The organism is Pseudoduganella sp. jia 9, assembly GCF_055502615.1.
In genome coordinates, this window is sequence record NZ_JBUPWE010000025.1 from 25,099 (window position 1) to 47,662 (window position 22,564).

Here is a 22,564-nt window from a genome sequence, read left to right on the forward strand (position 1 = left end):
GGAAACAGGGGTACGTCCCCAGTTTTTTTTGGCGTTACTGCTTGTGCAGGTTTGCGTATTTCAGGCCGAAGTACAGGATGAACGCATAGCAGGCCGCCGGTGCGATGAACGACAGCTGCACCCCCACCGTATCGGCCAGCGCTCCCTGCGCGAACGGCACCAGCGCGCCGCCGACGATGGCCATGCACAGCAGCCCGGAAGCCTGGCCGGTCTGCTTGCCCAGCCCGTGCAGCGCCATGCTGAAGATGGTCGGGAACATGATGGAATTGCACAGTCCCACGGCGAGGATCGCCACCATCGCCACCTTGCCGCCGCCGAGGATCGCGATGGCGATCAATGCGATGCTGGCCGCGGCGTTGAACGCCAGCGCCTTGCCGGGGCTGACCTTGCGCATCACGGCGAAGCCGATGAAGCGGCCCACCATCGCACCGCCCCAGTACAGGCTGACGTAGTGCGCGGCCTGCGCGGCCGTCATGCCGCCGATGTTCGGGTCTTCCAGGAAGTTGATCAGGAAGCTGCCGATCGAGACCTCGCCGCCGACGTACAGGAAAATGCCCAGCGTGCCCAGTACCAGATGCCGGTGCGCGAACAGGTCGGCGAACCGGCCGCCGGATTCGCCGTCCGCCGCCGCATCACCAGCTGAAGCATCGATCTTCGGCAGCCGCGCCAGCGCGAACAGCACGGCCAGCAACAGCAGCGCGCCGGCCAGCACCAGGTACGGCCCCTGCACGCTGGCCGCTTCCCGGGCGCGGTACGCCAGCTGTTCGGCGGCAGGCAATGCCGCCAGCTGCTCGGCGCCCAGCATGCCGCCGGACAGGATCAGCATGCCGCCCAGCGCCGGCGCCACCGTCGTGCCCAGCGAGTTGAACGCCTGCGTCAGCGTCAGGCGGCTGGACGCCGTGCGCGGATCGCCCAGCACCGTCACGTACGGGTTCGCGGCGACCTGCAGCACGGTGATGCCGCCGGCCAGCACGAAGAACGCAAACAGGAACACGCCGTAGCCGGACGTGGCGGCCGGGTAGAACAGCGCACAGCCGATGGCCGCCACGACCAGGCCGGCCACCGCGCCGCGCTGGTAGCCGAGCCGCCGGATCAGCATCCCCGCCGGCACGGAAACCAGCAGGTAGGCGCCGAAGAAGCAGAACTGCACCAGCATCGCCTGCACATAGGTCAGCGTATAGACCGCCTTCAGGTGCGGGATCAGCACGTCGTTCATCGACGTCAGCAGGCCCCACATGAAGAACAGGATCGTGACGATGACCAGCGGACCCGTGTTGTTGCCGGAAGTGTTCGCGCCGTCGGCGCCGGGCGCGAGCGCCGCCTGTGAATGAGCTTGCATGATGACTCCTTCCTGGAAAGGGCGACTATTTTACGCAGGCGACGGCATCCGCGTCGGCACCGGCCCCGCCGACGACCTGGATATTGGCGAACGCCGCCACCAGGCCGCCCTGCGCCGTCACGCGGAACGGCGTGTCGACCTTGCCCAGGTCGGCGCCCTTGAAACAGGCCAGCGGGATCTTGACGGTCTTCTTGCCCTGCCCGGCCAGCCGGGTGAACTCGCTGGCCAGGTCGACGGAGGAAGTGCCGACCGATACCTGCACCGGCCCCTGCGGCGCGGCCGTGACGATCGTGTCGAACACCAGCGCGCCATCCTTCGTGGCATACGCCGGCAGTGCGCGCAGCGCTGCGGCACGTGCTTCGATGGATCCCGGCCCTGTCCACGTCACCTTCTTCGCGTCCTGTTGCGTGGTGATCTGCGCGACCTCCACTTTCAGCGTCGGCAGCACATGCGTCGCGTTCAGGTCCGCGCCCAGCGCCTTGCGCTCGCCGCCGCTCTGCACATACAGCGGGAAGGTGGCACGGTCGGACTGGTTGAACACCGGGAACGCATTGGTCTTGCCGCATGGCGCGGTGCTGTTGTCCTCGGCCAGCTTGCCGACCTTCTTCGCCTTGCCGTATTCCAGGCCGTAGCCATAGGCGAACAGCGGCGCATAGTTCTTGTCGCCCACGTTCAGCGGTGCCTGGCAGGGGCTCTTCGGCCACGAGAACGACAGCTTGCCGGTGAACGGTGCATTCACTTTCCCGTCGGCGCCGCGCAGCAGCACGTCGGCCACGCCCTTGCCTTCGGAGCCCGGCAGCCATGCCGCCACGAAGCTGTCCGACAGGTTCAGCAGGTCATTGGCATACAGCGGCCGGCCCGTGACGAATACGGTCACCACCGGCTTGCCCTTGCCGGCAACGGCTTTCAGTACCGCCAGGTCTTCCGGGTAGCGGCCACTGTGGCGCAGGTTGCCGGCCGGGCCGATGTCGCCGTCGCCTTCCGCGTACGGGCCTTCGCCGATCACGGCCACCACCACGTCGTAGCCGGCCACGTCGACGCCGGCGGCATCCGCGCTGAACGTCACGTTCGGTGCCGCTTCCTTCAGGCCGGCCAGGATCGTGTCGCCATGGGGGAAATCGCTGTTCCTGTTGTCGGTTCCCTGCCACGTCAGGGTCCAGCCGCCGCTCTGGTTGGACATATTGTCGGCACTCTTGCCGACCACCAGGATCTTCTTGCCCCGTGCCAGCGGCAGGACATTGCCATCGTTCTTCAGCAGCACCAGCGATTCCTGCACCAGCTTGCGCGCCAGTTCGCGCGCCTGCATCGACTCCATCTTGCCGGCGTGGCGCGATGCCGATGGCTTCTGCAGGTTGGCGCGCAGCTTCACGCGCAGGATGCGCGTCACGGCATCGTCGATGCGGGCCATCGGGATCGTGCCATCCTTCACCTGCTGCACCGTGTTGGCGATGAAGCTCTTCCAGTCGTCCGGCACCATCACCATGTCGATTCCGGCATTGATCGCCTGCGCGCAGCTGTCGTTGCGGCAGCCCGGCACTTCGGCGATGCCGTTCCAGTCGGTGACGACGAAGCCGTCGAAGCCCATCTTCTGCTTCAGCACCTCGGTCAGCAATTCCCTGTTGCCGTGCATCTTGCCGTAGGTTTTGCCGGCGGCGACATCGGTCCAGCTGTTGTACGACGCCATCACGGTCTGCGCGCCCGCTTCCAGCGCCGGGTAGTAGCCGGCCATGTGGATGTTCATCATGTCCGACTTCGTGGCCTGGTTGACGCCGCGATCCTTGCCCTGGTCGGTGCCGCCGTCGCCCACGTAATGCTTGGCGGTGGCGACGACATTGGCATCATCCTCCAGCGATCCCTGCAAGCCTTTTACATAGGCACCGGCATAGTCGGCAACGATCTTCGGATCCTCGGAAAAACTTTCGTAGGTGCGGCCCCAGCGATCGTCGCGCACCACCGCCAGCGTGGGCGCGAACACCCAGTTGATGCCGGTGGCGCGCACGGCCTGGCCGACCGCCGCCGCCATTTCGCCGACGCGCTTCGCATCGCGCGCGGCGCCGAGGCCGATATTGTGCGGGAACAGCGTGGCGCCCAGCACGTTGCTGTTGCCGTGCATCGCGTCGATGCCCCAGATCACCGGAATCTTGTGCCGCATGTCGGTCGACATCGACGCATCGTAGAACGCATCGGCCATCTTCACCCAGTCGGCCGGCGTGGCGTACTTGCTGCCGTTCGGCCAGCTGCCGCCGCCGTTCAGCACGGAGCCCAGGTAGTACTTGCGCACGTCGTCCGGCTTCGTGGTCTTGATTTCGGACTGCGTCATCTGGCCGACCTTCTGTTCCAGCGTCATGCCGGCCACGATTTCCCTCACCCGCGCCTCCAGCTGCGCATCGGGCGCCACGGCGCTTTTCAGTCGCGGCCAGTCGGCCAGTGGAGCCGCCATGGCGTTGGCGGTCAGCAGCTGCGCGGCGGCAGCAAGAATGGTCAGGCGTCGCTTCATCGTCTCTCCGTATCTCCGTATCGTTCTGTTGAATTCAAGGCTTGCCGCGGCCGACGCCGCGGGGATCTCATGCGGCCGGCGTGCCGTCCAGGAAGGACTGGTACCACTTCCCGCTATCCTTCAGGATGCGCTGCTGCGTGGCGAAATCGACGTAGGTCAGGCCGAAGCGGCGCGTGTAGCCCTCCGCCCATTCGAAGTTGTCCAGCAGGCTCCACGCGAAGTAGCCGGCCACCGGCACCCCTTGCGCGATGGTGTCCTTCAGCGCGGCCAGGTGCCGCATGAGGTACGAGGTGCGCTGCCGGTCATGCACCTGCCCGTCCTCCAGCACGTCGTCGTAGCAGGAGCCGTTCTCGGTCACGTGGATCTCCTTCGGGCCATATTCCGCATGGATGCGTTGCAGCAGTTGCGCCATGCCGTCCGGTGCCACTTCCCAGCCGAACGCCGTGCGTTCCACGCCTTCCCGATGCACCACGCGCGCATGCAGCGGCCCTTCTCCCGGCGCGGCCGCGATCACTTCGGGGAAGTAGTAATTCAGGCCGGTGAAATCGGTCGGCACGGCGATCGCGTCCATGTCGCCCGCTTCGATGCGCGGCGCGGCGTCCCGCGCCGAGTCGCGTACATAAGCGAGCACGTCGTCCGGGTAGCCCTTGCCGAACAGCGGGTCGAGGAACCAGCGGTTGCGCAAGCCGTCATGCCGGCTGGCGGCGGCGATGTCTTCCGGGCTGCCGGAGGCCGGCCGGATCGGGTGCAGGCTGAGCGCCGCGCCGACCCGGGCGCCCGGCACGTTGGCGCGGATGACCGGCACGGCCAGGCCATGCGACAGCAGCACGTGATGGCTGGCCTGCAAGGCGGACGCCACGTCGCGGATGCCCGGTGCATGCATGCCATCCATATGCCCATGCATCGCCGTGCACCACGGCTCATTGTGCGTGATCCATTGCGGCACGCGGTCGCCCAGCCGGCGCGTGACGACATCCACGTAGTCGGCGAAGCGGTGGACGATGTCGCGCGCCATCCAGCCGCCGCGGTCCTGCAGCGCCTGCGGCAGGTCCCAGTGGTACAAGGTAGGCCACGGCTGCAGGCCGCGCTCGAGCATGCCGTCGACCAGGCGGTCGTAGAAGTCGAGCCCTTTCGCGTTCGGCGTGCCGCCGGTGCCGAAGATGCGCGGCCAGGCGATCGAGAAGCGGTAGGCATTGGTGCCGAGCGAGCGCGCGATGTCGAGGTCTTGCGGCCAGCGGTGGTAATGGTCGCAGGCGATGGCGCCGCTGGAGCCGTCGCGGATGCGGCCCGGCTGGGCGCTGAACGTGTCCCAGATCGAGTCGACGCGGCCGTCTTCATGGCGCGCGCCTTCGATCTGGTACGACGACGTGGAAGTGCCCCAGGTGAACCCGGTGGGGAAATCGCCGCGCGCCAGTGTGGTGTCGGGTACGTTATTGGTCATGGATTTCCCGGATATCGCGGGGATTGTTCGTGGTGAGCCAGCGTTGCAGCGGCTGGTGCAGTTCGTAGGGTTGCGTGCCGAACGAGCGGAACAGCGCTTCGATGTCGGCTTTCGGCGCGCTGGCGAAATCGATCGGCGCTACCTTGCCTGCCGGGGACGCATTTGCCGCGTTCGTGACGAAGCCCCATTTGCCGTCGCCCTGCCCGCCCTGCTGCGTGACGACCTTCCACGACCAGGCGGTGGCGGCCCAGCCGTACTTCGCATAGGTATCGAAGGAGGCGCGTGCGACCTGGCCGCCCAGCTCCAGGCCCATCATGGCCCACGGCTGCATCTCGCCGATGAAGAAGGCGGTGTCCAGCCGGCGCAGCCGCTCGTCCCATTTGCAGACGGTGTCGCCCTCGCCCGGAGAACAGGTCAGCCAGTCCTTGTGCACTTTCAGCCCGGGCTTGCCCCAGCCGAAGTGGCCCGGATAGGGATGCATCTCGAACGCCACGTTCGTCATGCCATGATCGGCCGGCTTGCCGTAGGCATCGATGCCATTCTTGACATGGCCGGGCAGGATGATCACGTGGTGCGGGTCGACCGCGCGGATCGCCCTGTACAGCTTGCGCACATTGGCCGCCATCGTGTCGGGATCGGTGCCCCATGGTTCGTTGAGCACGCTGTAGCCGGCCACGGCGCCGCGGTCCCGGTAGCGCTGCGCGACCTGCTGCCACAGCCATTCGGTGCGCGCCTGGTTGTCCGGCACGCTCCAGTATTCATTGCGGCTGGCGCAGCCGCTGTGGTGCTCGATGCCCTGGCTGCCGGCGGCGCCGTGCAGGTCCAGCACCACGTACATGCCGCGCTTCTCGGCCTGGTCGATCGCATCGTCGAGGTAGCGCCAGGCGTCGGCGCGCAGGGTGCGTGGCTTTTTCTCGTCCTCGATCACGCTGTGGATGAACGGCAGCCGCACCACGTTCAGGCCGTGCCGCTGCATCAGGTCCCAGTCGCGCGTGGTGATCCAGTTGTCGCGGAAGACCTTGAACAGGCGTTCGCGTTCGGCATAGCCGAAGCGTTTGTCGAGCAGCGCCTCCAGCTTGCACTGGTCGTCGACGCCGCTGGTCTTGTCCAGCTCCATCATCCAGAACTCGTTGATCAGCCAGTTGCCCAGGTTGGTGCCCCGCAGGATCGCCTGCCGGCCATCGGCATCCAGCCACTTCGTGCCGGCGGTGTGCAGCAGGGGCAGTGGCGCCTGCGCCTGCGCGCCCTGCATCGGCTGCACCAGCGCGGCCGTGGCGATCAGTGCCGCCATCGACTGTTTCCGCATCGTCTCCTCCTGATTCCTCAATGAATGGAAAGCTTTCCACAATCTCGCGAAAAAATGGCGCGCCACCCGGGCGCGCCGCCCTGTACCTTCTGCCGCACAGTCTTATCCGGCGCGCCTGCGCGCCTTGGCCGCAGGTGCCGGGCCCAGCGACGCGCGGTGCGTGACGCTGAGCGGATAACGGCGCGCCACCGGGCGATCGCCGTCGTAGCAGCGGTTCAGCAGCGCGTTCAGGCCTGCCTTCACCACATCGCGCCACGGAATGTGCACGGAGGTGAGCCGCGGTGCCGAGAATTCGGCGCTGGGCGTATCGTCGTAGCCGAGTACCGACACGTCGCGCGGCACCGCAACGCCGGCTTCCTGGAAGTGCGACAGCGCGCCGACGGCCATCTCGTCGTTGGCGCAAAACAGCGCGGTGAACGCGTAATCCGATGCCAGCAATTCCTTCGCGCAGGCGAATCCGCCTTCCGGCGAAAAGTCGCTCTCGGCGATCCACAGTCCGTCCGTTTCGATGCCGCCCTTCCTGAGCCCCTTGAGGAAGCCGTCGATCCGCTCCACGTTGTCCGGCGCGTCGGCCGGGCCGGCGATCACGGCGATCTGGCGGTGGCCCTGTTCCAGCAGCGTTTCCGCGGCCAGCGCGCCGCCCTTGCGGTGATCGACCTGGAAGGCCTGCTCGCCCAGACCGCTGGTTGCATTGTTGACGACGACGATGTTGGCGCCGCGCGCGCCCAGTGCGGCGATGTCCTCGTCGCCCAGGATGTTACTCATCGAGATGATGCCGTCGCAACCCCGTTCCAGCAGGAACTCGATGCCTTCGACAGCCTGGCGCAGCGCATCGCCCCGCCCCACGCCGAACGCCACCACCATGTGCAGGCCGTTGGCGCGCAGTTCGATGTCGATCATCTGCAGGATCGGCGTGTAGAACGTGCCTTTCAGAATGGGGATGTAGACGCCGATCATCTTCGAATAGCCGGACAGCAGCGCCCGCGCCGCGTGCGACGGCCGGAAGCCCAGCGCATCGATCGCCGCGCGCACCTTGGCGTGCGTGGCCGGCGCTACCGCGCCCTTGCCGCTGACCACGCGCGATGCGGTGCCGAGCCCCACGCCCGCCAGCCGGGCCACGTCCTTGATGGTTGCCACTACGATTTCCTATCGTGCCTGAATGACGCAAGCATACTGTATCGACGTCGCCCGGACATTACCCGCGTGCCCATTGCCTGGCTCCTGGTTCCTGGTTCCTGGTTCCTGGTTCCTGGTTCCTGGTTCCTGGTTCCTGGTGGAGGCAGCCAAGCTTCCGGCGGGCGGTTCGTCCCCGAAGGCACGCCGCGCCTGCAGGCAGGCGGCATACCGCGCCGGCAAGGGTATCAGCCCATGCACCGTCAGCCAGCGCCGCGAAATCGAATCCGTCATGCCTGCCTCCCGTCCACATCCGCCTTATGGAAACGTTACCATTTTGGCGAAATCATACAGGAATTCATGCGCTACAACGAGAAAATTTTGCTGCCGGAATGCGCAAGGCCGGGCTGGCGCGCACCGGAGTGGACGCCAGCCCGGCCATGGCTGGAGGGCTTACTCGACCGCCTTGACCATCTCCTCGATGATCTTCTTGGCGTCGCCGAAGACCATCATGGTCTTGTCCATGTAGAACAGCTCGTTATCCAGCCCGGCATAGCCGGAGGCCATCGAGCGCTTGTTGACGATCACGGTCTTGGCCTTGAAGGCTTCCAGGATCGGCATGCCGGCGATCGGTGATTTCGGGTCCTTGGCGGCGGGGTTGACGACGTCGTTGGCGCCCAGGATCAATGCCACGTCGGCCTGGGCGAATTCGCCGTTGATGTCTTCCATCTCGAATACCTGGTCGTACGGCACTTCGGCTTCGGCCAGCAGCACGTTCATGTGCCCCGGCATGCGGCCGGCCACCGGGTGGATCGCGTACTTGACGGTGACGCCGTGCTCGGTGAGCTTTTCCACCAGTTCCTTCAGTGCGTGCTGGGCGCGGGCCACGGCCAGGCCGTAGCCGGGCACGATGATCACCGTTTCCGCGTTACTCATCAGGAACGACGCATCGTCGGCCGAGCCGGATTTCACCGGCCGCGCGGCCTGGGCGGCGCCGCCCGAAGCCGCCGCCGCGGTCTCGCCGCCGAAGCCACCAAGGATCACGTTGAAGAACGAGCGGTTCATCGCCTTGCACATGATGTACGACAGGATTGCGCCCGACGAGCCCACCAGCGAACCGGCGATGATCAGCATCGCGTTGTTCAGCGAGAAGCCGATGCCGGCGGCCGCCCAGCCCGAATAGCTGTTCAGCATCGAGACCACGACCGGCATGTCGGCCCCGCCGATCGGGATGATGATCAATACGCCCAGCACGAACGCGATCGCCGTCATCACCACGAAGGGCGTCCACGCCGGCTCCACGCCGCCGGCAAACACAAAGGCCAGGCCCAGCGCGACCATCACCAGCGCCAGCACCAGGTTCAACACGTGCTGGCCGGCGAACACCACCGGCGCGCCCTGGAACAGGCGGAACTTGTACTTGCCGGCCAGCTTGCCGAACGCGATGACGGAACCGGAGAACGTGATCGCGCCGACAAAGGTGCCGATGAACAGCTCGATGCGGTTACCCAGCGGCAGGGCTTCGCCCGGCGCGGCGATATTGAACGCCTGCGGCTCGGACACCGCGGCCACGGCGATGCACACGGCGGCAAGGCCGATCAGCGAGTGCATTGCCGCCACCAGTTCCGGCATCTTCGTCATTTCGACGGTTTTCGCCAGGTAGGCGCCAATGGCCCCGCCGACGATCACGCCCAGGGCCACCAGCCCGAACCCCATGCCGCCAGAGGCTGTGCTGCCGGCCTGCAGCCTGGCGATCAGCGCAATAGTCGTCAGCACGGCGATCGCCATGCCGGCCATGCCGAAGGCGTTGCCGCGCCGGGCGCTGGCGGGAGAAGACAGGCCCTTCAAAGCCTGGATGAAGCACACCGAGGCAACGAGGTAGAGCATCGTCACCAGGTTCATCGAGATGAAGGCCATCATTTGCCTCCCTCTTTCTTGTCCTTCTTCCGGAACATTTCCAGCATGCGGCGGGTGACGAGGAAGCCGCCGAACACGTTGACGGCGGCCAGCGCCACGGCCACGGTGCCGGCGACCTGGCCGACCAGCCCTTCGGTGAGCCCGGCTGCCAGCATGGCGCCGACGATGACGATCGCCGATATCGCGTTGGTGACCGCCATCAGCGGCGTGTGCAGCGCCGGCGTCACGTTCCAGACGACGTGGTAGCCCACATAGATGGCCAGCACGAAGATGATCAAGTTGATGACGGTGTGGCTTACTTCCACGACGCTCTCCCTGTTTCGATGACGGTGTGGCTCGCTTCCATGACGCTCCCCCTTATTTGACAACTTATTTTCTTAGTGCTTCTCCGGCGTGCGCCACCAGGGTGGCCTTGATGATCTCGTCCTCGCGGTCGATCGCCAGCCGGTCGTCCTTGTCGATGATCAGCTTGAGGAAGTCGAGCACGTTGCGGGCATACAGCGCGGAGGCATCGGCCGCCACCAGGCAGGCCAGGTTCGGTTCGCCGACGATGACCACGCCGTGCCTGATCACCGTTTTCCCCAGCTCGGAGAGCGGGCAGTTGCCGCCCTGCTCCACCGCCAGGTCGACGATCACGGAACCCGGCTTCATGGCCCGCACCGTCTCTTCCGAGATCAGCACCGGCGCCTTGCGGCCGGGGATCAGCGCGGTGGTGATGACGATGTCGGCCTGCCTGGCGCGTTCGTGCACCAGCTCGGCCTGCCGCCGCATCCAGTCCGCCGGCATCGGCCGCGCATAGCCGCCGGCGCCCTGGGCGATGTCCTTTTCCTCGTCGGTGAGAAACGGCACGTCGATGAATTTGGCGCCCAGCGACTCGACCTGCTCCTTCACCGGCGGGCGGACATCGGAAGCCTCGATCACGGCGCCCAGCCGCTTGGCGGTGGCGATCGCCTGCAGGCCGGCCACGCCGACGCCCATGATCAGCACGCGCGCCGCCTTCACGGTGCCGGCGGCCGTCATCAGCATCGGCATGAACCGCTGGTAGGTATTGGCCGCCACCATCACCGCCTTGTAGCCCGCGATATTGGCCTGGGACGACAGCACGTCCATCGATTGCGCCCGCGTGATGCGCGGCACGGCTTCCAGCGCGAAGGCGGACAGGCCGGCGCCGGCCATCGCGGCGATGTTGTCCGCATCGAAAGGGTTCAGCATGCCAATCAATACGGCGCCACGCTGCATCAGCGCCCGCTCGCCGTCATCCGGCGCGCGCACCTTCAGCACGATCTCGGCGCCGCAGGCATCGGCCGCGCTGCCGATCGTGGCGCCGGCGGCCGCATAGGCATCGTCGGGAATGGAAGCGGCCATGCCGGCACCGGATTGCACGATCAGCTGGTGCTTGCCGGCGAGCTTCTTGACCGTCTCGGGCGTTGCGGCCACGCGTGTTTCGCCCGGCCGCGTTTCGGCCGGTATTCCTATCCTCATGAACCGCCTCCCGTGTTTGTTGATGGAGTGACTACGAGACTGGCTCAACACTAGCACGGAAATCTTGTTGAAAAATGTTTTTGATAAGACAACCTAGACTTGCGTACAACAAGCGAGGTGTGCTGTCACGCGGCAGTCACATGTGTCCTGGCGGAACAGGCTAAAATACCGGCTCTTTCAAGGATGACCCTCATGCCGCGTACCTGGAAACCCAATGTGACCGTTGCCGCCGTCATCGAGCGCGACGGCAAATTCCTGCTGATCGAAGAAGAGACCAGTGACGGCATCCGCCTGAACCAGCCCGCGGGCCACCTGGATCCGCTGGAATCGCTGGAGCAGGCCGTGGTGCGCGAAACGCTGGAAGAAACCGGCTACGACTTCACGCCGACGGCGCTGGTCGGCATGTACATGTCCCGTTACCGCTCGGCCCGGACCGGCGAACTGGTGACTTACCTGCGCTTTGCGTTCTGCGGCGAGGCGGGCGAGTACTACCCGGACCGCCCGCTGGACGACGGCATCCTGCGCACGATGTGGCTGACACGCGACGAAATCGCCGCCTGCCGCGAGCGCCACCGCAGCCCCCTGCTGATGACGTGCGTCGACGAATACCTGGCGGGCAAGCGCGCCCCGCTCGAACTGCTGCATACGCACGTCTCGGTATACGAGGAAGTGTGACTGCAAGCGCGATGAAGATCGGATGGATGAAATGAGCAAGAAAAAAGTCGTGATCGGCATGTCCGGCGGTGTGGACTCCTCGGTGTCGGCATGGCTGCTGAAGGAACAGGGCTACGAAGTGGTGGGCCTGTTCATGAAGAACTGGGAAGACGACGACGATTCCGAGTACTGTTCCACGCGCCAGGACTGGATCGACGCGGCCAGCGTGGCCGACGTGGTGGGTGTGGATATCGAGGCCGTCAACTTCGCCGCCGAATACAAGGATCGCGTGTTCGCCGAATTCCTGCGCGAATACCAGGCCGGCCGCACGCCGAACCCGGACGTGCTGTGCAACGCCGAGATCAAGTTCAAGGCCTTCCTCGACCATGCAATGCTGCTCGGCGCGGACCTGATCGCCACCGGCCACTATGCGCGCGTGCGGCACAACGCCGCCACCGGCACCCACGAACTGCTGAAAGCCGTCGACCACACCAAGGACCAGAGCTATTTCCTGCACCGCCTGAACCAGGCGCAGTTGTCAAAGACGCTGTTCCCGCTGGGCGAGATCCCGAAGACCGAAGTGCGCCAGATCGCCGAAAAGCTGAAGCTGCCGAACGCCGCGAAAAAGGATTCGACCGGCATCTGCTTCATTGGCGAGCGGCCGTTCCGCGAATTCCTGAACCGCTACCTGTCGTACAAACCGGGGCCGATGAAGACGCCGGACGGCAAGACCGTCGGCGAGCACGTGGGCCTGTCGTTCTACACGCTGGGCCAGCGCAAGGGCATCGGCATCGGCGGCGTGAAGAGCTACCAGAAGGCCGACGGCAGCAGCGACGCGTGGTACGTGGCGCGCAAGGACGTGGCCACCAACACGCTGTGGGTGGTGCAGGGTCACGATCACCCGTGGCTGCTGTCGCCAGACCTGTCCGCCGACCAGGCCAGCTGGATCGCCGGCGTGCCGCCCGAAGCGGGACGCATCGCCGCCAAGACCCGTTACCGGCAGGCCGACGTGGCCTGCGACGTGGCGCCGCAGGGCGCCTCGGACTTCGCGCTGTCGTTCATGGACCCGCAGTGGGCCGTGACGCCAGGGCAGTCGGCCGTGCTGTACGACGGCGACGTATGCCTGGGCGGCGGCATCATCGCCGGCCCGCGCACCGCCTGAGTCTCGAAAGTTACTGCAAAACCGGTGACAGGCTCCGGTTCTTTTGGAATATTTCCTGAGAACTGGTGCCTGTCACCGTTTTTTACTGTTATTTCCTGGAAAACAGGGTCTGTCCCTAATTTCTAGAGAATTTACTTGTCTGCAGCCGGCTCCTGCCCGCCACTGTCCGCCTGCATCTTCTGCTGCCGCTTGACCATCGCGATGACGGTGTTGCGGATCGTCTTCAGCACGGTACCCGCATTGAACGGCTTGACGATGAAGCCGTTGAAGCCCATCGCGTGGGCGTTCTGCACGGTGGCGGCATCGAACTCGCTGGAGACCATGAAGATCAGCGCCTTCGGCCATTGCCGGCGCATCGCCTCGACGGCGGGAATGTCCTGCTCGACCTGGTCGCGGTTGATGCAGACGATCTGCGGATTGAGCTTGATCAGCAGCGCGGCGCCGGCCGCGCAGGTGTGCGCCTGGCCGACGACGTCGTAGCCGCCATCCATCAGTACGGTGTTGAGCAGGCCGCGCGCCACTGCGCTGCCATCGATGATCACTGCCTTCAGCATTGTCGTTCTTCCATTATGACTCCCATGCCAGCATGTTCCAGCTGACGCCCACCGTGACGTCTGTCTTCAGTTCCACGAGCTGACGGGAAAGATACAGCATCTCCCGCTCCTTTCGTAGTGCCTCGCCGACCGCGTCCTTCAGGATGCCGGCGCCGGCCATGATCGCATCGAGGGTGCCGTAGGTGCGCAGCAGTTTCGCCGCCGTCTTCAAGCCTACTTTCGAGACGCCGGGAATGCTGTCGGTGGCATCGCCCATCAGGGCCAGCAGGTCCGGCAACTGGGCGGGCGGCACGCCCCACTTGTTCTCCACCCAGGCGTGGTCGTGCCATTCGCTCTTGAAATGGTCCCACACGCGGGCGCCGTGGGCAATCAGGCAATGCAGGTCCTTGTCGGTGGTGGCCACCACGGCCTCGCCCCGGCCCTGGCCCAGCCAGCGCATGACGACGGTGCCGATCACGTCGTCCGCCTCGACTTCCGGCAGCGATACCGGCCGCAGCCCGAACGTTTCCAGCTTCGCGTAAAAGCCCGGCAATGCCTCGCGCAGCGGTGCCGGCATCGGTGCGCGCGATTCGCGGTAGCCGCCATACAGGTCGTGGCGCCAGGTGCGGCCGCCGAAATCAAACGCGGGCAGCACGTGGGTGGGTTCGTGACCGTTGACCAGCGTGCGGAAGGAATTCAGGGCATGGCGCAGCGCGATCTCGGCCTTCAGGTCCGAGTCGGGTTCGGGGCTGGCTTCGTATACGCGCCGCACGATGTTCAGGCCGTCGATGGCAAGCAGGCGTCCCATGGCAAAATCCCGATTCTACCGCACCCCTCAACGCAGCAGTTCGTAGGGCCCGCCCTGCTCCAGCGCGCGCTGGTAGGCTGGCCGCGCATGGATGCGTTCGAGGAATGCCGCCAGCTTCGGATGGGTCGCCGCATCGAGCCCGCCGCGCGATGCCGCCGCTTCGAGGGGAAAACTCATCTGGATATCGGCGGCACTGAACGCATCGCCGGCAAACCATTCGTGCCGGCCCAGCTCCCCCTCCAGGTAATCGAGGTGCTGGCGGATCTGCGGCAGGATGTAGTTGCCCTTCACCTTCTGCGCGATGCCGCGCGCGATCGGCTTCACGAAGAACGGCGCCGGCGCCGTTTCCACCCGGTCGAAGATCAGCTTCATCAGCAGCGGCGGCATCATCGAACCTTCCGCGTAATGCAGGAAATACGTCCAGCGGCGCTTCTCCGGCGTGCGCGCTGGCGGCCGCAGGCGGCCCTGGTCGTAATGGTCCATCAGGTATTCGATGATTGCGCCGGATTCGGCCACGACACAGTCGCCATCGGCGATCACCGGCGACTTGCCCAGCGGGTGCACGGCCTTCAGTTCCGGCGGCGCCAGCATCGTGCGCGCATCGCGCTGGTAACGCACGACCTGGTATGGCAGGCCCAGTTCTTCCAGCAGCCACAGCACGCGCTGCGAGCGGGAATTGTTCAGGTGGTGGACAGTGATCATGTTGGGCTAGTTCGATGCAAGTTGGCTGAAAGCGCAGCTTAGCACTGCTGCCAGGCACAGGCGGCATTTCCTGGCGCAACGGAATCTGGCAGGGAAGCACCATCACGCCGCGCCATTCGTCTGTTGTAAAGAATGCGAATGATAACAATTCTCGTTTACATACTTTGCCACAATTGCTACACTCGACAGTCTTTACAAAAACTTACACGGACCTGTTGAGAAATGACCCAGATTAAGAGTCGTAAACACCCTACCCGTTTGCAGATGAGCACTGTGCTGGCTTCGCTGCTGTTGCCGGCCGCCGCCGTGCACGCGGCCGATCCGCAGGAAAAGCAAATGGCCGAAGTCGTCGCCGAAGCAGGCAAGGAAAACGACTTCAAGGCGGAACGCGCGTCGTCGCCGAAGTACACGGAAAAGCTGGTGAATACGCCCCAGACCATCACGGTGATCAAGAAGGAACTGTTCGAACAGCAGAACGCCACCACGCTGACCGAGGCGCTGCGCAATTCGCCGGGCGTGGGCACCTTCTTCCTGGGCGAAAACGGCAACACCAACACGGGTGACGCGATCTTCCTGCGCGGCTTCGACACGTCCACCAGCATCCACGTGGACGGCGTGCGCGACATCGGCTCGATCTCGCGCGACGTGTTCAACATCGAACAGATCGACGTACTGAAAGGTCCTGCCGGTACCGACACCGGCCGCGGCGCACCGACCGGCTCGATCAACCTGCAGTCGAAGCAGGCCAACCTGGAAAACGCCATCGGCGGTTCGATCACCGGCGGCAGCGGCAGCCAGAAGCGCGCCACGGCCGACATCAACCGCGTGCTGGACGCGGAAAGCGGCATCGCCTTCCGCCTGAACGTGATGGCGCAGGATTCCGAAAGCGCCGCGCGCGACGTGGTGAAGAACAAGCGCTGGGGCGTGGCGCCGACGGTTGCCTTCGGCCTGGGTGGCAAGACCCGCGCGCACCTGTCCTACCTGCACATCAAGCAGGACAATATTCCCGACGGCGGCGTACCGACCATCGGCCTGCCCGGCTACACGAGCCCGGACAGCCGCAACGCCAATCCGGCGCTGCGCCGAGAATTCCTGAACAGCGCACCAATGGTCGACCCGAAAGGCTTCTATGGCCACGTGACGGACCATGACGACGTAACGGCCGACATGGCCACTGTGCGTATCGACCATGATTTTTCGCCGAACCTGCGCCTGCAGAATACCTCGCGCTACGGCAAGACGAAGCAGGATTACCTGCTGACCTTCCTGATGGCCAACGCCACCACCACCAACGCCACCACCGGCGCAGTGACACCCTCCAACCTGATTACGCCAAACCCGGCTGACCCGTCGACGTGGCTGCTGCGCCGTAACAACCGCACATTCAAGGATGTGGAGAACCGCATCGTTGCCAACCAGACCGTAATGACGTGGGACGTGGCAACCGGCGCCCTGCAGCACACGATCGTGGGTGGCCTGGAGTTCGTGGACGAGAAGCAGACCTCGTTCGGCCGCACCGGCGGCGGCACGCTGACCGATACGCCGCTGTATGCGCCGAACCCGAGCGCGCCGATCACCGGCCTGAACCCGGTGCGCACGGGCGCCGTTTCCCAGGGAAGTACCGACACGCAGTCGCTGTACCTGTTCGACACCGTCAAGATCGGCGAACAGTGGATCGTCAACGGCGGCGTGCGCGTGGACCACTACAATCTGGACTACGTGGCTACCACGCTGACCAACAACGTGTTCGTGCCGACCGTGCTGTCCGACAGCGACACGCTGACCACCGGCAAGCTGTCGGTGCTGTACAAGCCGACCGCGAACAGCAGCGTATACGCCACCGTTGCCAGCTCGAAGCAGCCACCGGGCGGCGCGTCGTTCAGCCTGTCCACGTCGGCCAGCAGCGCCGCCAACGCACAATTCGATCCCCAGGAAACGACTACCAAGGAAATCGGTACCAAGTGGGATTTGCTGGAGCAGAAGCTGGCCTTCACCGCGGCGCTGTACCGTACCGACGTGAAGAATGAAGTCGAGCAGGATCCGACCAATGCCGCCAACTACTTCCAGACCGGCAAGAAGCGCGTCGAGGGCATCGAGCTGGGCGTGCAGGGCCAGATCACGCCGAACTGGATGGTCAGCGCCGGCTACACGCACATGAAGACCAGCGTGGAATCGGGCCGCGCGGTTACCGCCAACGGCGAGGATTCCCTGACCTACACGCCGAAGAACGCTTTCACCAGCTGGACCACGTACAGCTTCCCGTTCGGCCTGACGGTCGGCGGCGGCGTGCGCTATAACGGCAAGCTGCTGCGCGGCACCGACGGCGCCGTCGGCACCCCGGCCTTCTCGAAGAGCTACTGGGTGGCCGATGCGATGGCATCCTATGCCATCACGAAGAACGTGGACCTGCGCCTGAACGTGTACAACCTGGCGGACGAGGAATACGTCGCGGCCATCAACAAGAGCGGCTACCGCTACACGCCGGGCACCCCGCGCTCGGCCAGCCTGACGGCGAACTTCCGCTTCTAAGGCGCGCAACGAGTTTCATCGCTTTATCCTTCAGACTTCGCGCCACCTTCGGGTGGCGTTTTTTTTCGGGGGCCGCGGGTCTGGCGGTGCCTCGAGGATTAGAATGATAACGATCCCACGACGAGGCGCCGTCCATGAAACCTTTCCGCAAGCGTACCGTGTTCTACCTGGGCGAAGTGGTGCTGATTGCTGCGCTATGCACTCTTCCGTTCCACAGCGACCTGCTGCCGTTGACGATCGGCACCTTGTTCGCGCACCTTGCCTACAGCATTGCGGGGCTGCTGTTCGAGTGGCGCATTGCCGCCATGGGGCCCGGGTCGGACAGCATTTTCGGCGTCTCCAGTAATACGATGATCAAATGCGTAATGGGCGCCGGTGTCGTGGCAATGGCATCCTGGCCATTGCTGCGATCGAATGCGGCATGGATGGCTGGTGTAATCGCGCTCGCCTGGGGTATCGAATCGCTGCTGGTGTACCAAAAAGAAAACCCGGGGCAAACCCGGGTCCGTTGAATGCTTCCTCGCCAACCGAAGCGCTGGCGCCGGCCAGCCGGTCGTTCAGCGCTGCATGTTCAGCGCTGCACGTTCAACATGATCACGCGCCGCTTGGCGCCGCCGTCGTCCGAGGTATCGATCGGCGCCGGCGTGGTCTCGCACGAGCCGCATGAGCCGCAGCCGCTGCCGCAGTCCGACTGCACCTTGAACAGCTTTGCCAACCGGTCCTGGTCGAAGCCTTTCTTCGACAGCGCGTAGACCATCCGCTGCCGCAGCGCGGCAGGGAGGAATTTCCGGCACGCCTGCAGCACGGCGGCGATGACTATCAATGCAACGATCAGTTCCTGCCACATGGCGAACTCCTCATGCCCCCAGCAGGCGGGCGGTCTGGTAAACGATGAACGAGGCGGCGTAGGCCAGGCCGAACATGTAGCCGGCCATCATCAGCGCATAACGGGTGTGGCCGGTCTCGCGCTTGACCACCGACAGCGTGGCCAGGCACTGCGGCGCGTACACGTACCATGTCAGCAGCGACAGCGCGGTGGCCATCGACCACGTGCTGGCCAGCAGCGGCGCCAGCGCCGTGGCGACTTCGTCGCCGGTCTGGGACAGCGCATACACGGTGCCCAGTGCACCGACGGCCACTTCGCGCGCCGCCATGCCGGGCACGAGCGCGATGCAAATCTGCCAGTTGAAGCCGATCGGCGCAAACACGAATTCCAGCGCGCGGCCGATCATGCCGGCCACGCTGTAGTAGATCGGCGGCTGGGTGGCGCCTTCCGGCGCGCCGGGGAAGCTCGACAGTGCCCACAGCAGGATCGTCAGCGTCAGGATCAGCGTACCCACGCGCAGCAGGAAGATCTTGGCGCGCTCCACCAGCCCGATGGCCAGGTTGCGCAGGTTCGGCACGTGGTAGTTCGGCAGCTCCATCATCAGCGCGTGCTTGCGCTTGGCACCCATGGTGCGCTTCATGACCCAGGCCACCACCATCGCCGAGATGATACCGGCGAAATACAGCACGAACAGCACCAGGCCCTGGAGGTTGAAGATGCCGGCCACTTCGCGGTCCGGGATGAACGCGGCGATCAGCAGCGCATACACGGGCAGGCGCGCCGAGCACGTCATCAGCGGCGCGATCATGATCGTCACCAGCCGGTCGCGCGGGTTCTGGATCGTGCGCGCGGCCATCACGCCGGGAATCGCGCAGGCGAACGACGACAGCAGCGGGATGAACGCACGGCCCGACAGGCCGACGCCGCCCATCATCCGGTCGAGCAGGAAGGCGGCGCGCGGCAGGTAGCCGCAATCCTCGAGCACGAGGATGAAGAAGAACAGGATCAGGATCTGCGGCAGGAACACGATCACGCCGCCGACGCCGGCGATGACGCCATCGACCAGCAGGCTGCGCAGCACGCCTTCGGCCATCAGGCCCTGCACGGCTTCGCCGATGGCGCCGAACGTGCCTTCGATCATTTCCATCGGCGCTTCGGCCCAGCTGAACACCGCCTGGAAGACCAGGAACATCAGCACGGCCAGGATGACGGGGCCGGCGACCGGGTGCAGCACCACGTTGTCGATCTTGTCCGTTCCCGTGTCGCTGCCCTGGATATTGTTGGTTGCCACGCCCAGGATGCGGCGCACTTCGCGCTGCGTCTCCTCGACCGAGACCGCCTCGATGGCGGCCAGCGGGCGCGCCTTCGTGGCGGGCACCGGCCCCAGTTCGTCCAGCGCGCGCAGCAGGGATTTCTCGCCGCCGCCCTGCACCGCCACCGTCTCGACGACGGTCATGTTCAGTTCGCGGGCCAGCTTGTCGGCATCGATCTCGATGCCGCGGCGCCGTGCCACGTCCATCATGTTCAGGCACAGGATCATCGGCAGGCCGAGGCGCTGCACTTCCAGCACCAGGCGCAGGTTCAGGCGCAGGTTGGTGGCATCGACCACGCACACCACCAGGTCGGGCGGCGTCTCGCCGGCGCGCAGGCCGGCCACCACGTCGCGCGTGATTTCCTCGTCCGGCGTGTGCGCCTTCAGGCTGTACGCTCCCGGCAGGTCCAGCACCTTGAATGCATGCCCGGCGGGCGACGTGAAATGCCCTTCCTTGCGGTCGATCGTCACGCCTGCGTAGTTCGCCACTTTCTGGCGCGCGCCCGTCAGGCGGTTGAACAGCGCGGTCTTGCCGCAGTTCGGATTGCCCAGCAAAGCAATCATCGGCGCACGGCTCACGGCCTGCACCACTTTTTCGGTAACACCCATGCTATCTAGGACCTCGTTTTATTCAGGCTGGACCGCGACCAGGGCCGCTTCGAAACGGCGCAATGCAAAGGTCGAGTTGCCGACCCGGATCGCCAGCGGCTCGCCGCCGGGCATGCCGCGCTTGAGCATGCGGATTTTTTCGCCGGGCACGAAGCCCAGCTCCATCAGGCGGCGCGCGAGGTCGGCGCCATCCTCGGTATCGGCCGGATTACCCGGCGCGACATGGACCACCGTGCCACTTTTCCCGGTCGCCAGGGCGTCGAGATTGATCAGGGAGGGGGCAGGTGTCATGGCAGTTCTCTGAGGAAAATCAATCTGTTCATTATAGAGGCAAATGCGAATGGTTTGTATTTGCAGGTAACGCTTGCATTGTACGCGCTGTTGCGGCAGAATAGGAACCGTAATGATAATGATTCTCATTAAGAAGGCGTTAAGATTGGCAGCTTTGCCATAGGCGCGGAACCAGGTCTTCGGACCGGAAATTCGAGCCAGGTTCCCGGCCAGCTTTCTTGATGAGACCGCCTCCGTGCGGGTTCCTGTTATTCAGCCAGAAGGTGTTTCAATGATCGTTTGCGTCTGCAACAACATCTCCGATCGAGAAATCCGTCAAGCCATCGACCTTGGTATCAGCACCATGGACGGGCTGCGCGAGGCACTGGGTGTGTCCACGTGCTGCGGTAATTGCCTGGACTATGCCGTTGAAGTGTTGAATGAACATGTGGCCGCGCCCATCCAGGAAACGGTGCTGAAGCGCCCCACCCTCACTACCTGAGGATACTCATGCAAACCCTGCCCGGCCTGCCAGGGCCTGGCGTGTCGCGGCTCGGGCTGGATTCTCTGAGCCTGCCCCGACTCACGTCCAAACCGCCTGCCGCGCCCACTGAAGCGGCCCATGATTTCACGCTCGGCAGCAGCCGCAACAAGTCCGGCAAGATCGCCGTCATCGTCGCTCTCCACCTGGCCGGTTTCTGGGCCATGCAGAACGGCATGGTGATGGATGTGGTGAAGAAGATGCCGCAGATCGTCGACGTGAGGTTCGTCGCGCCGCCGGCGCCGCCGGCACCACCCGCGCCGCCGAAAGTGGTTGAAGTGGCCATCAAGCCGCCGCCCGTGTTCACGCCGGTCATTCCGCAGTTGCCGATCGTCATCGAAAACACGATCACCGTGCCGCCGGCACCGGTCAAGCCGGCCGAACCGGCACCGGTCGTCGCCGCCGCGCCCGCCCCACCGGCACCGCCGGTGGCAGCGCCGCCGGCACCGGCCGCGCCGAAGCTGGTGACGGGCGTCGAATACGTGCGCCAGCCGCAGCCGGTGTACCCGTCGATCTCGCGGCGGCTGGGCGAAACCGGTGTCGTCACCCTGCGCGTGCTGGTCAGCGAGAAGGGCACGCCGGAACAGGCGACGGTGCAGAAAACCTCCGGTTCCCAGAACCTTGACGAGGCCGGCCGCCAGGCGGCACTGCGCAGCCTGTTCAAACCTTATATGGAAGATGGCAAGCCGGTGCCGGTGTACGTGCTGGTACCGATCAACTTCAAGCTGTCCTGATATCAAAACTGGGGACGTACCCCTGTTTCCAGGCAATAGTTCTTGGAAACAGGGGTACGTCCCCAGTTTTTCTTGATAACAGGGGTACGTCCCCGGTTTTGCGGTTCAGGTCTCCGCCCACATGCGCAACAGGTTGTGATAGTGCCCGGTCAGCCCGACGGTGGCCGGGCTGTCGCCGTGGGCGGCGCGCACGGACTGGATGTTCTGGTCCAGCTCGAACAGCATCGTGCGTTTCCAGTCGTCGCGTACCATGCTTTGCGTCCACAGGAACGAGGCCAGGCGTTCGCCGCGCGTCACCGGCTCGACGCGGTGCACCGTGGTCGACGGGTACACGATCGCGTCGCCGGCCGGCAGCTTTACTTCGTGCGTGCCATAGGCGTCGGTGACGATCAGTTCGCCGCCGTCATACTCTTCCGGGTCGGACAGGAAGACGGTGGTCGACACGTCCGCCCGCAGCGGCGCGACACCGGGCGACGCCACGCGGATGGCGCCGTCGATATGGTCGCCATAGGTTTCTCCGCCGGCGTAGCCGTTGAAGTATGGCGGCAGGATGCGCAGCGGCAGCGCCGCGGCGAAGAACAGCGGGTTGGCCGTCAGGGCGCGGGCAACGATGCCACCCAGCTCGACGGCCAGCGGGGAACCTTCCGCCAGTTGGCGGTTGCGCTTGACTGCCGCCCCCTGCGAGCCGACGCTGGCGCGCCCGTCGATCCAGTCCGCCTCGGCCAGGCGGTCGCGGAATTGCCGGACTTGTTCAGGTGTCAGTACGCCGGGGATGTGCAGTATCACGCT

Annotated in this window: 21 protein-coding genes; 6 read left to right on the forward strand and 15 right to left on the reverse strand. The window is 65.1% G+C overall.

Features of this window, described 5'->3' with window-relative positions; all coding sequences use genetic code 11:
* Positions 1-34: 34 nt before the first annotated feature.
* From ACY34H_RS26980 to ACY34H_RS27015, 8 genes are all read right to left on the reverse strand, one after another.
* On the reverse strand, positions 35-1,339 hold the full coding sequence (locus tag ACY34H_RS26980) for a sugar MFS transporter (RefSeq protein ID WP_464980512.1): 1,305 nt from the start codon (positions 1,337-1,339) through the stop codon (positions 35-37).
* A gap of 25 nt (positions 1,340-1,364) precedes the next feature.
* On the reverse strand, positions 1,365-3,836 hold the full coding sequence (locus ACY34H_RS26985; protein ID WP_464980513.1) for a glycoside hydrolase family 3 protein: 2,472 nt from the start codon (positions 3,834-3,836) through the stop codon (positions 1,365-1,367).
* A 67-nt stretch (positions 3,837-3,903) separates the two neighbouring features.
* Positions 3,904-5,277 (reverse strand): GH1 family beta-glucosidase, encoded by a 1,374-nt coding sequence (locus ACY34H_RS26990; RefSeq protein WP_464980514.1) that lies wholly within the window; start codon positions 5,275-5,277, stop codon positions 3,904-3,906.
* Positions 5,267-6,583 (reverse strand): glycoside hydrolase family 5 protein, encoded by a 1,317-nt coding sequence (locus ACY34H_RS26995; protein WP_464980515.1) that lies wholly within the window; start codon positions 6,581-6,583, stop codon positions 5,267-5,269. The genes ACY34H_RS26990 and ACY34H_RS26995 overlap by 11 nt, the downstream gene beginning before the upstream one ends.
* A 102-nt stretch (positions 6,584-6,685) precedes the next feature.
* Positions 6,686-7,720 (reverse strand): LacI family DNA-binding transcriptional regulator, encoded by a 1,035-nt coding sequence (locus ACY34H_RS27000; RefSeq protein WP_464980516.1) that lies wholly within the window; start codon positions 7,718-7,720, stop codon positions 6,686-6,688.
* 429 nt (positions 7,721-8,149) lie between these two features.
* Positions 8,150-9,613, reverse strand: coding sequence for an NAD(P)(+) transhydrogenase (Re/Si-specific) subunit beta (locus ACY34H_RS27005; RefSeq protein WP_464980562.1), 1,464 nt, complete (start codon positions 9,611-9,613; stop codon positions 8,150-8,152).
* Positions 9,613-9,918 carry a proton-translocating transhydrogenase family protein gene (locus tag ACY34H_RS27010; RefSeq protein ID WP_464980517.1) on the reverse strand — a complete coding sequence of 102 codons (306 nt, stop codon included), beginning with the start codon at positions 9,916-9,918 and terminating at the stop codon, positions 9,613-9,615. Before ACY34H_RS27010 ends, ACY34H_RS27005 begins: the two co-directional genes overlap by 1 nt.
* Positions 9,919-9,982: 64 nt before the next feature.
* Positions 9,983-11,095, reverse strand: a complete 1,113-nt coding sequence (locus tag ACY34H_RS27015; protein WP_464980518.1) for a Re/Si-specific NAD(P)(+) transhydrogenase subunit alpha — start codon at positions 11,093-11,095, stop codon at positions 9,983-9,985.
* 192 nt (positions 11,096-11,287) lie between these two features.
* On the opposite strand from ACY34H_RS27015, the gene ACY34H_RS27020 reads away from it, so the two are divergent.
* Both ACY34H_RS27020 and mnmA read left to right on the forward strand, forming a co-directional pair.
* Positions 11,288-11,770 carry an NUDIX hydrolase gene (locus tag ACY34H_RS27020; RefSeq protein WP_464980519.1) on the forward strand — a complete coding sequence of 161 codons (483 nt, stop codon included), beginning with the start codon at positions 11,288-11,290 and terminating at the stop codon, positions 11,768-11,770.
* Positions 11,771-11,792: 22 nt separating this feature from the next.
* Positions 11,793-12,911 (forward strand): tRNA 2-thiouridine(34) synthase MnmA, encoded by a 1,119-nt coding sequence (gene mnmA / locus ACY34H_RS27025; RefSeq protein WP_464980520.1) that lies wholly within the window; start codon positions 11,793-11,795, stop codon positions 12,909-12,911.
* 131 nt (positions 12,912-13,042) lie between these two features.
* Here the strand turns inward: mnmA and ACY34H_RS27030 are convergent, their stop codons facing one another.
* The 3 genes from ACY34H_RS27030 to ACY34H_RS27040 are packed head-to-tail and all read right to left on the reverse strand — an operon-like array spanning position 13,043 to position 14,954.
* On the reverse strand, positions 13,043-13,465 hold the full coding sequence (locus tag ACY34H_RS27030) for a response regulator (protein WP_464980521.1): 423 nt from the start codon (positions 13,463-13,465) through the stop codon (positions 13,043-13,045).
* Positions 13,466-13,478: 13 nt separating this feature from the next.
* Positions 13,479-14,252 carry a 5'-3' exonuclease gene (locus tag ACY34H_RS27035; RefSeq protein WP_464980522.1) on the reverse strand — a complete coding sequence of 258 codons (774 nt, stop codon included), beginning with the start codon at positions 14,250-14,252 and terminating at the stop codon, positions 13,479-13,481.
* 27 nt (positions 14,253-14,279) lie between these two features.
* Positions 14,280-14,954, reverse strand: a complete 675-nt coding sequence (locus tag ACY34H_RS27040; protein WP_464980523.1) for a glutathione S-transferase family protein — start codon at positions 14,952-14,954, stop codon at positions 14,280-14,282.
* A gap of 222 nt (positions 14,955-15,176) precedes the next feature.
* On the opposite strand from ACY34H_RS27040, the gene ACY34H_RS27045 reads away from it, so the two are divergent.
* Both ACY34H_RS27045 and ACY34H_RS27050 read left to right on the forward strand, forming a co-directional pair.
* The gene (locus ACY34H_RS27045; protein WP_464980524.1) at positions 15,177-17,483 is read left to right on the forward strand and encodes a catecholate siderophore receptor Fiu; all 2,307 of its coding nucleotides are present in this window, start codon (positions 15,177-15,179) and stop codon (positions 17,481-17,483) included.
* A gap of 134 nt (positions 17,484-17,617) precedes the next feature.
* Positions 17,618-17,995 carry a hypothetical protein gene (locus ACY34H_RS27050; RefSeq protein WP_464980525.1) on the forward strand — a complete coding sequence of 126 codons (378 nt, stop codon included), beginning with the start codon at positions 17,618-17,620 and terminating at the stop codon, positions 17,993-17,995.
* A 59-nt stretch (positions 17,996-18,054) separates the two neighbouring features.
* Here the strand turns inward: ACY34H_RS27050 and ACY34H_RS27055 are convergent, their stop codons facing one another.
* Genes ACY34H_RS27055 through ACY34H_RS27065 form a run of 3 tightly spaced genes read right to left on the reverse strand, consistent with a single transcriptional unit; the run spans position 18,055 to position 20,521 of the window.
* Positions 18,055-18,330 (reverse strand): DUF6587 family protein, encoded by a 276-nt coding sequence (locus ACY34H_RS27055; RefSeq protein WP_464980526.1) that lies wholly within the window; start codon positions 18,328-18,330, stop codon positions 18,055-18,057.
* Positions 18,331-18,340: 10 nt separating this feature from the next.
* Positions 18,341-20,230 (reverse strand): ferrous iron transporter B, encoded by a 1,890-nt coding sequence (gene feoB, locus ACY34H_RS27060; protein ID WP_464980527.1) that lies wholly within the window; start codon positions 20,228-20,230, stop codon positions 18,341-18,343.
* 18 nt (positions 20,231-20,248) lie between these two features.
* Positions 20,249-20,521 carry a FeoA family protein gene (locus ACY34H_RS27065; protein ID WP_464980528.1) on the reverse strand — a complete coding sequence of 91 codons (273 nt, stop codon included), beginning with the start codon at positions 20,519-20,521 and terminating at the stop codon, positions 20,249-20,251.
* Between the two features lie 271 nt (positions 20,522-20,792).
* Here ACY34H_RS27065 and ACY34H_RS27070 point away from each other — a divergent pair, with 271 nt between their 5' ends.
* Positions 20,793-21,002, forward strand: coding sequence for a (2Fe-2S)-binding protein (locus ACY34H_RS27070; protein ID WP_137314988.1), 210 nt, complete (start codon positions 20,793-20,795; stop codon positions 21,000-21,002).
* 8 nt (positions 21,003-21,010) lie between these two features.
* A complete protein-coding gene (locus tag ACY34H_RS27075) occupies positions 21,011-21,775 on the forward strand; it encodes an energy transducer TonB (protein ID WP_464980529.1) in 765 nt (254 codons plus the stop codon).
* Between the two features lie 105 nt (positions 21,776-21,880).
* Here ACY34H_RS27075 and ACY34H_RS27080 read toward each other — a convergent pair whose 3' ends face one another.
* On the reverse strand, positions 21,881-22,561 hold the full coding sequence (locus ACY34H_RS27080) for a Fe2+-dependent dioxygenase (protein ID WP_464980530.1): 681 nt from the start codon (positions 22,559-22,561) through the stop codon (positions 21,881-21,883).
* Positions 22,562-22,564 lie beyond the last annotated feature (3 nt).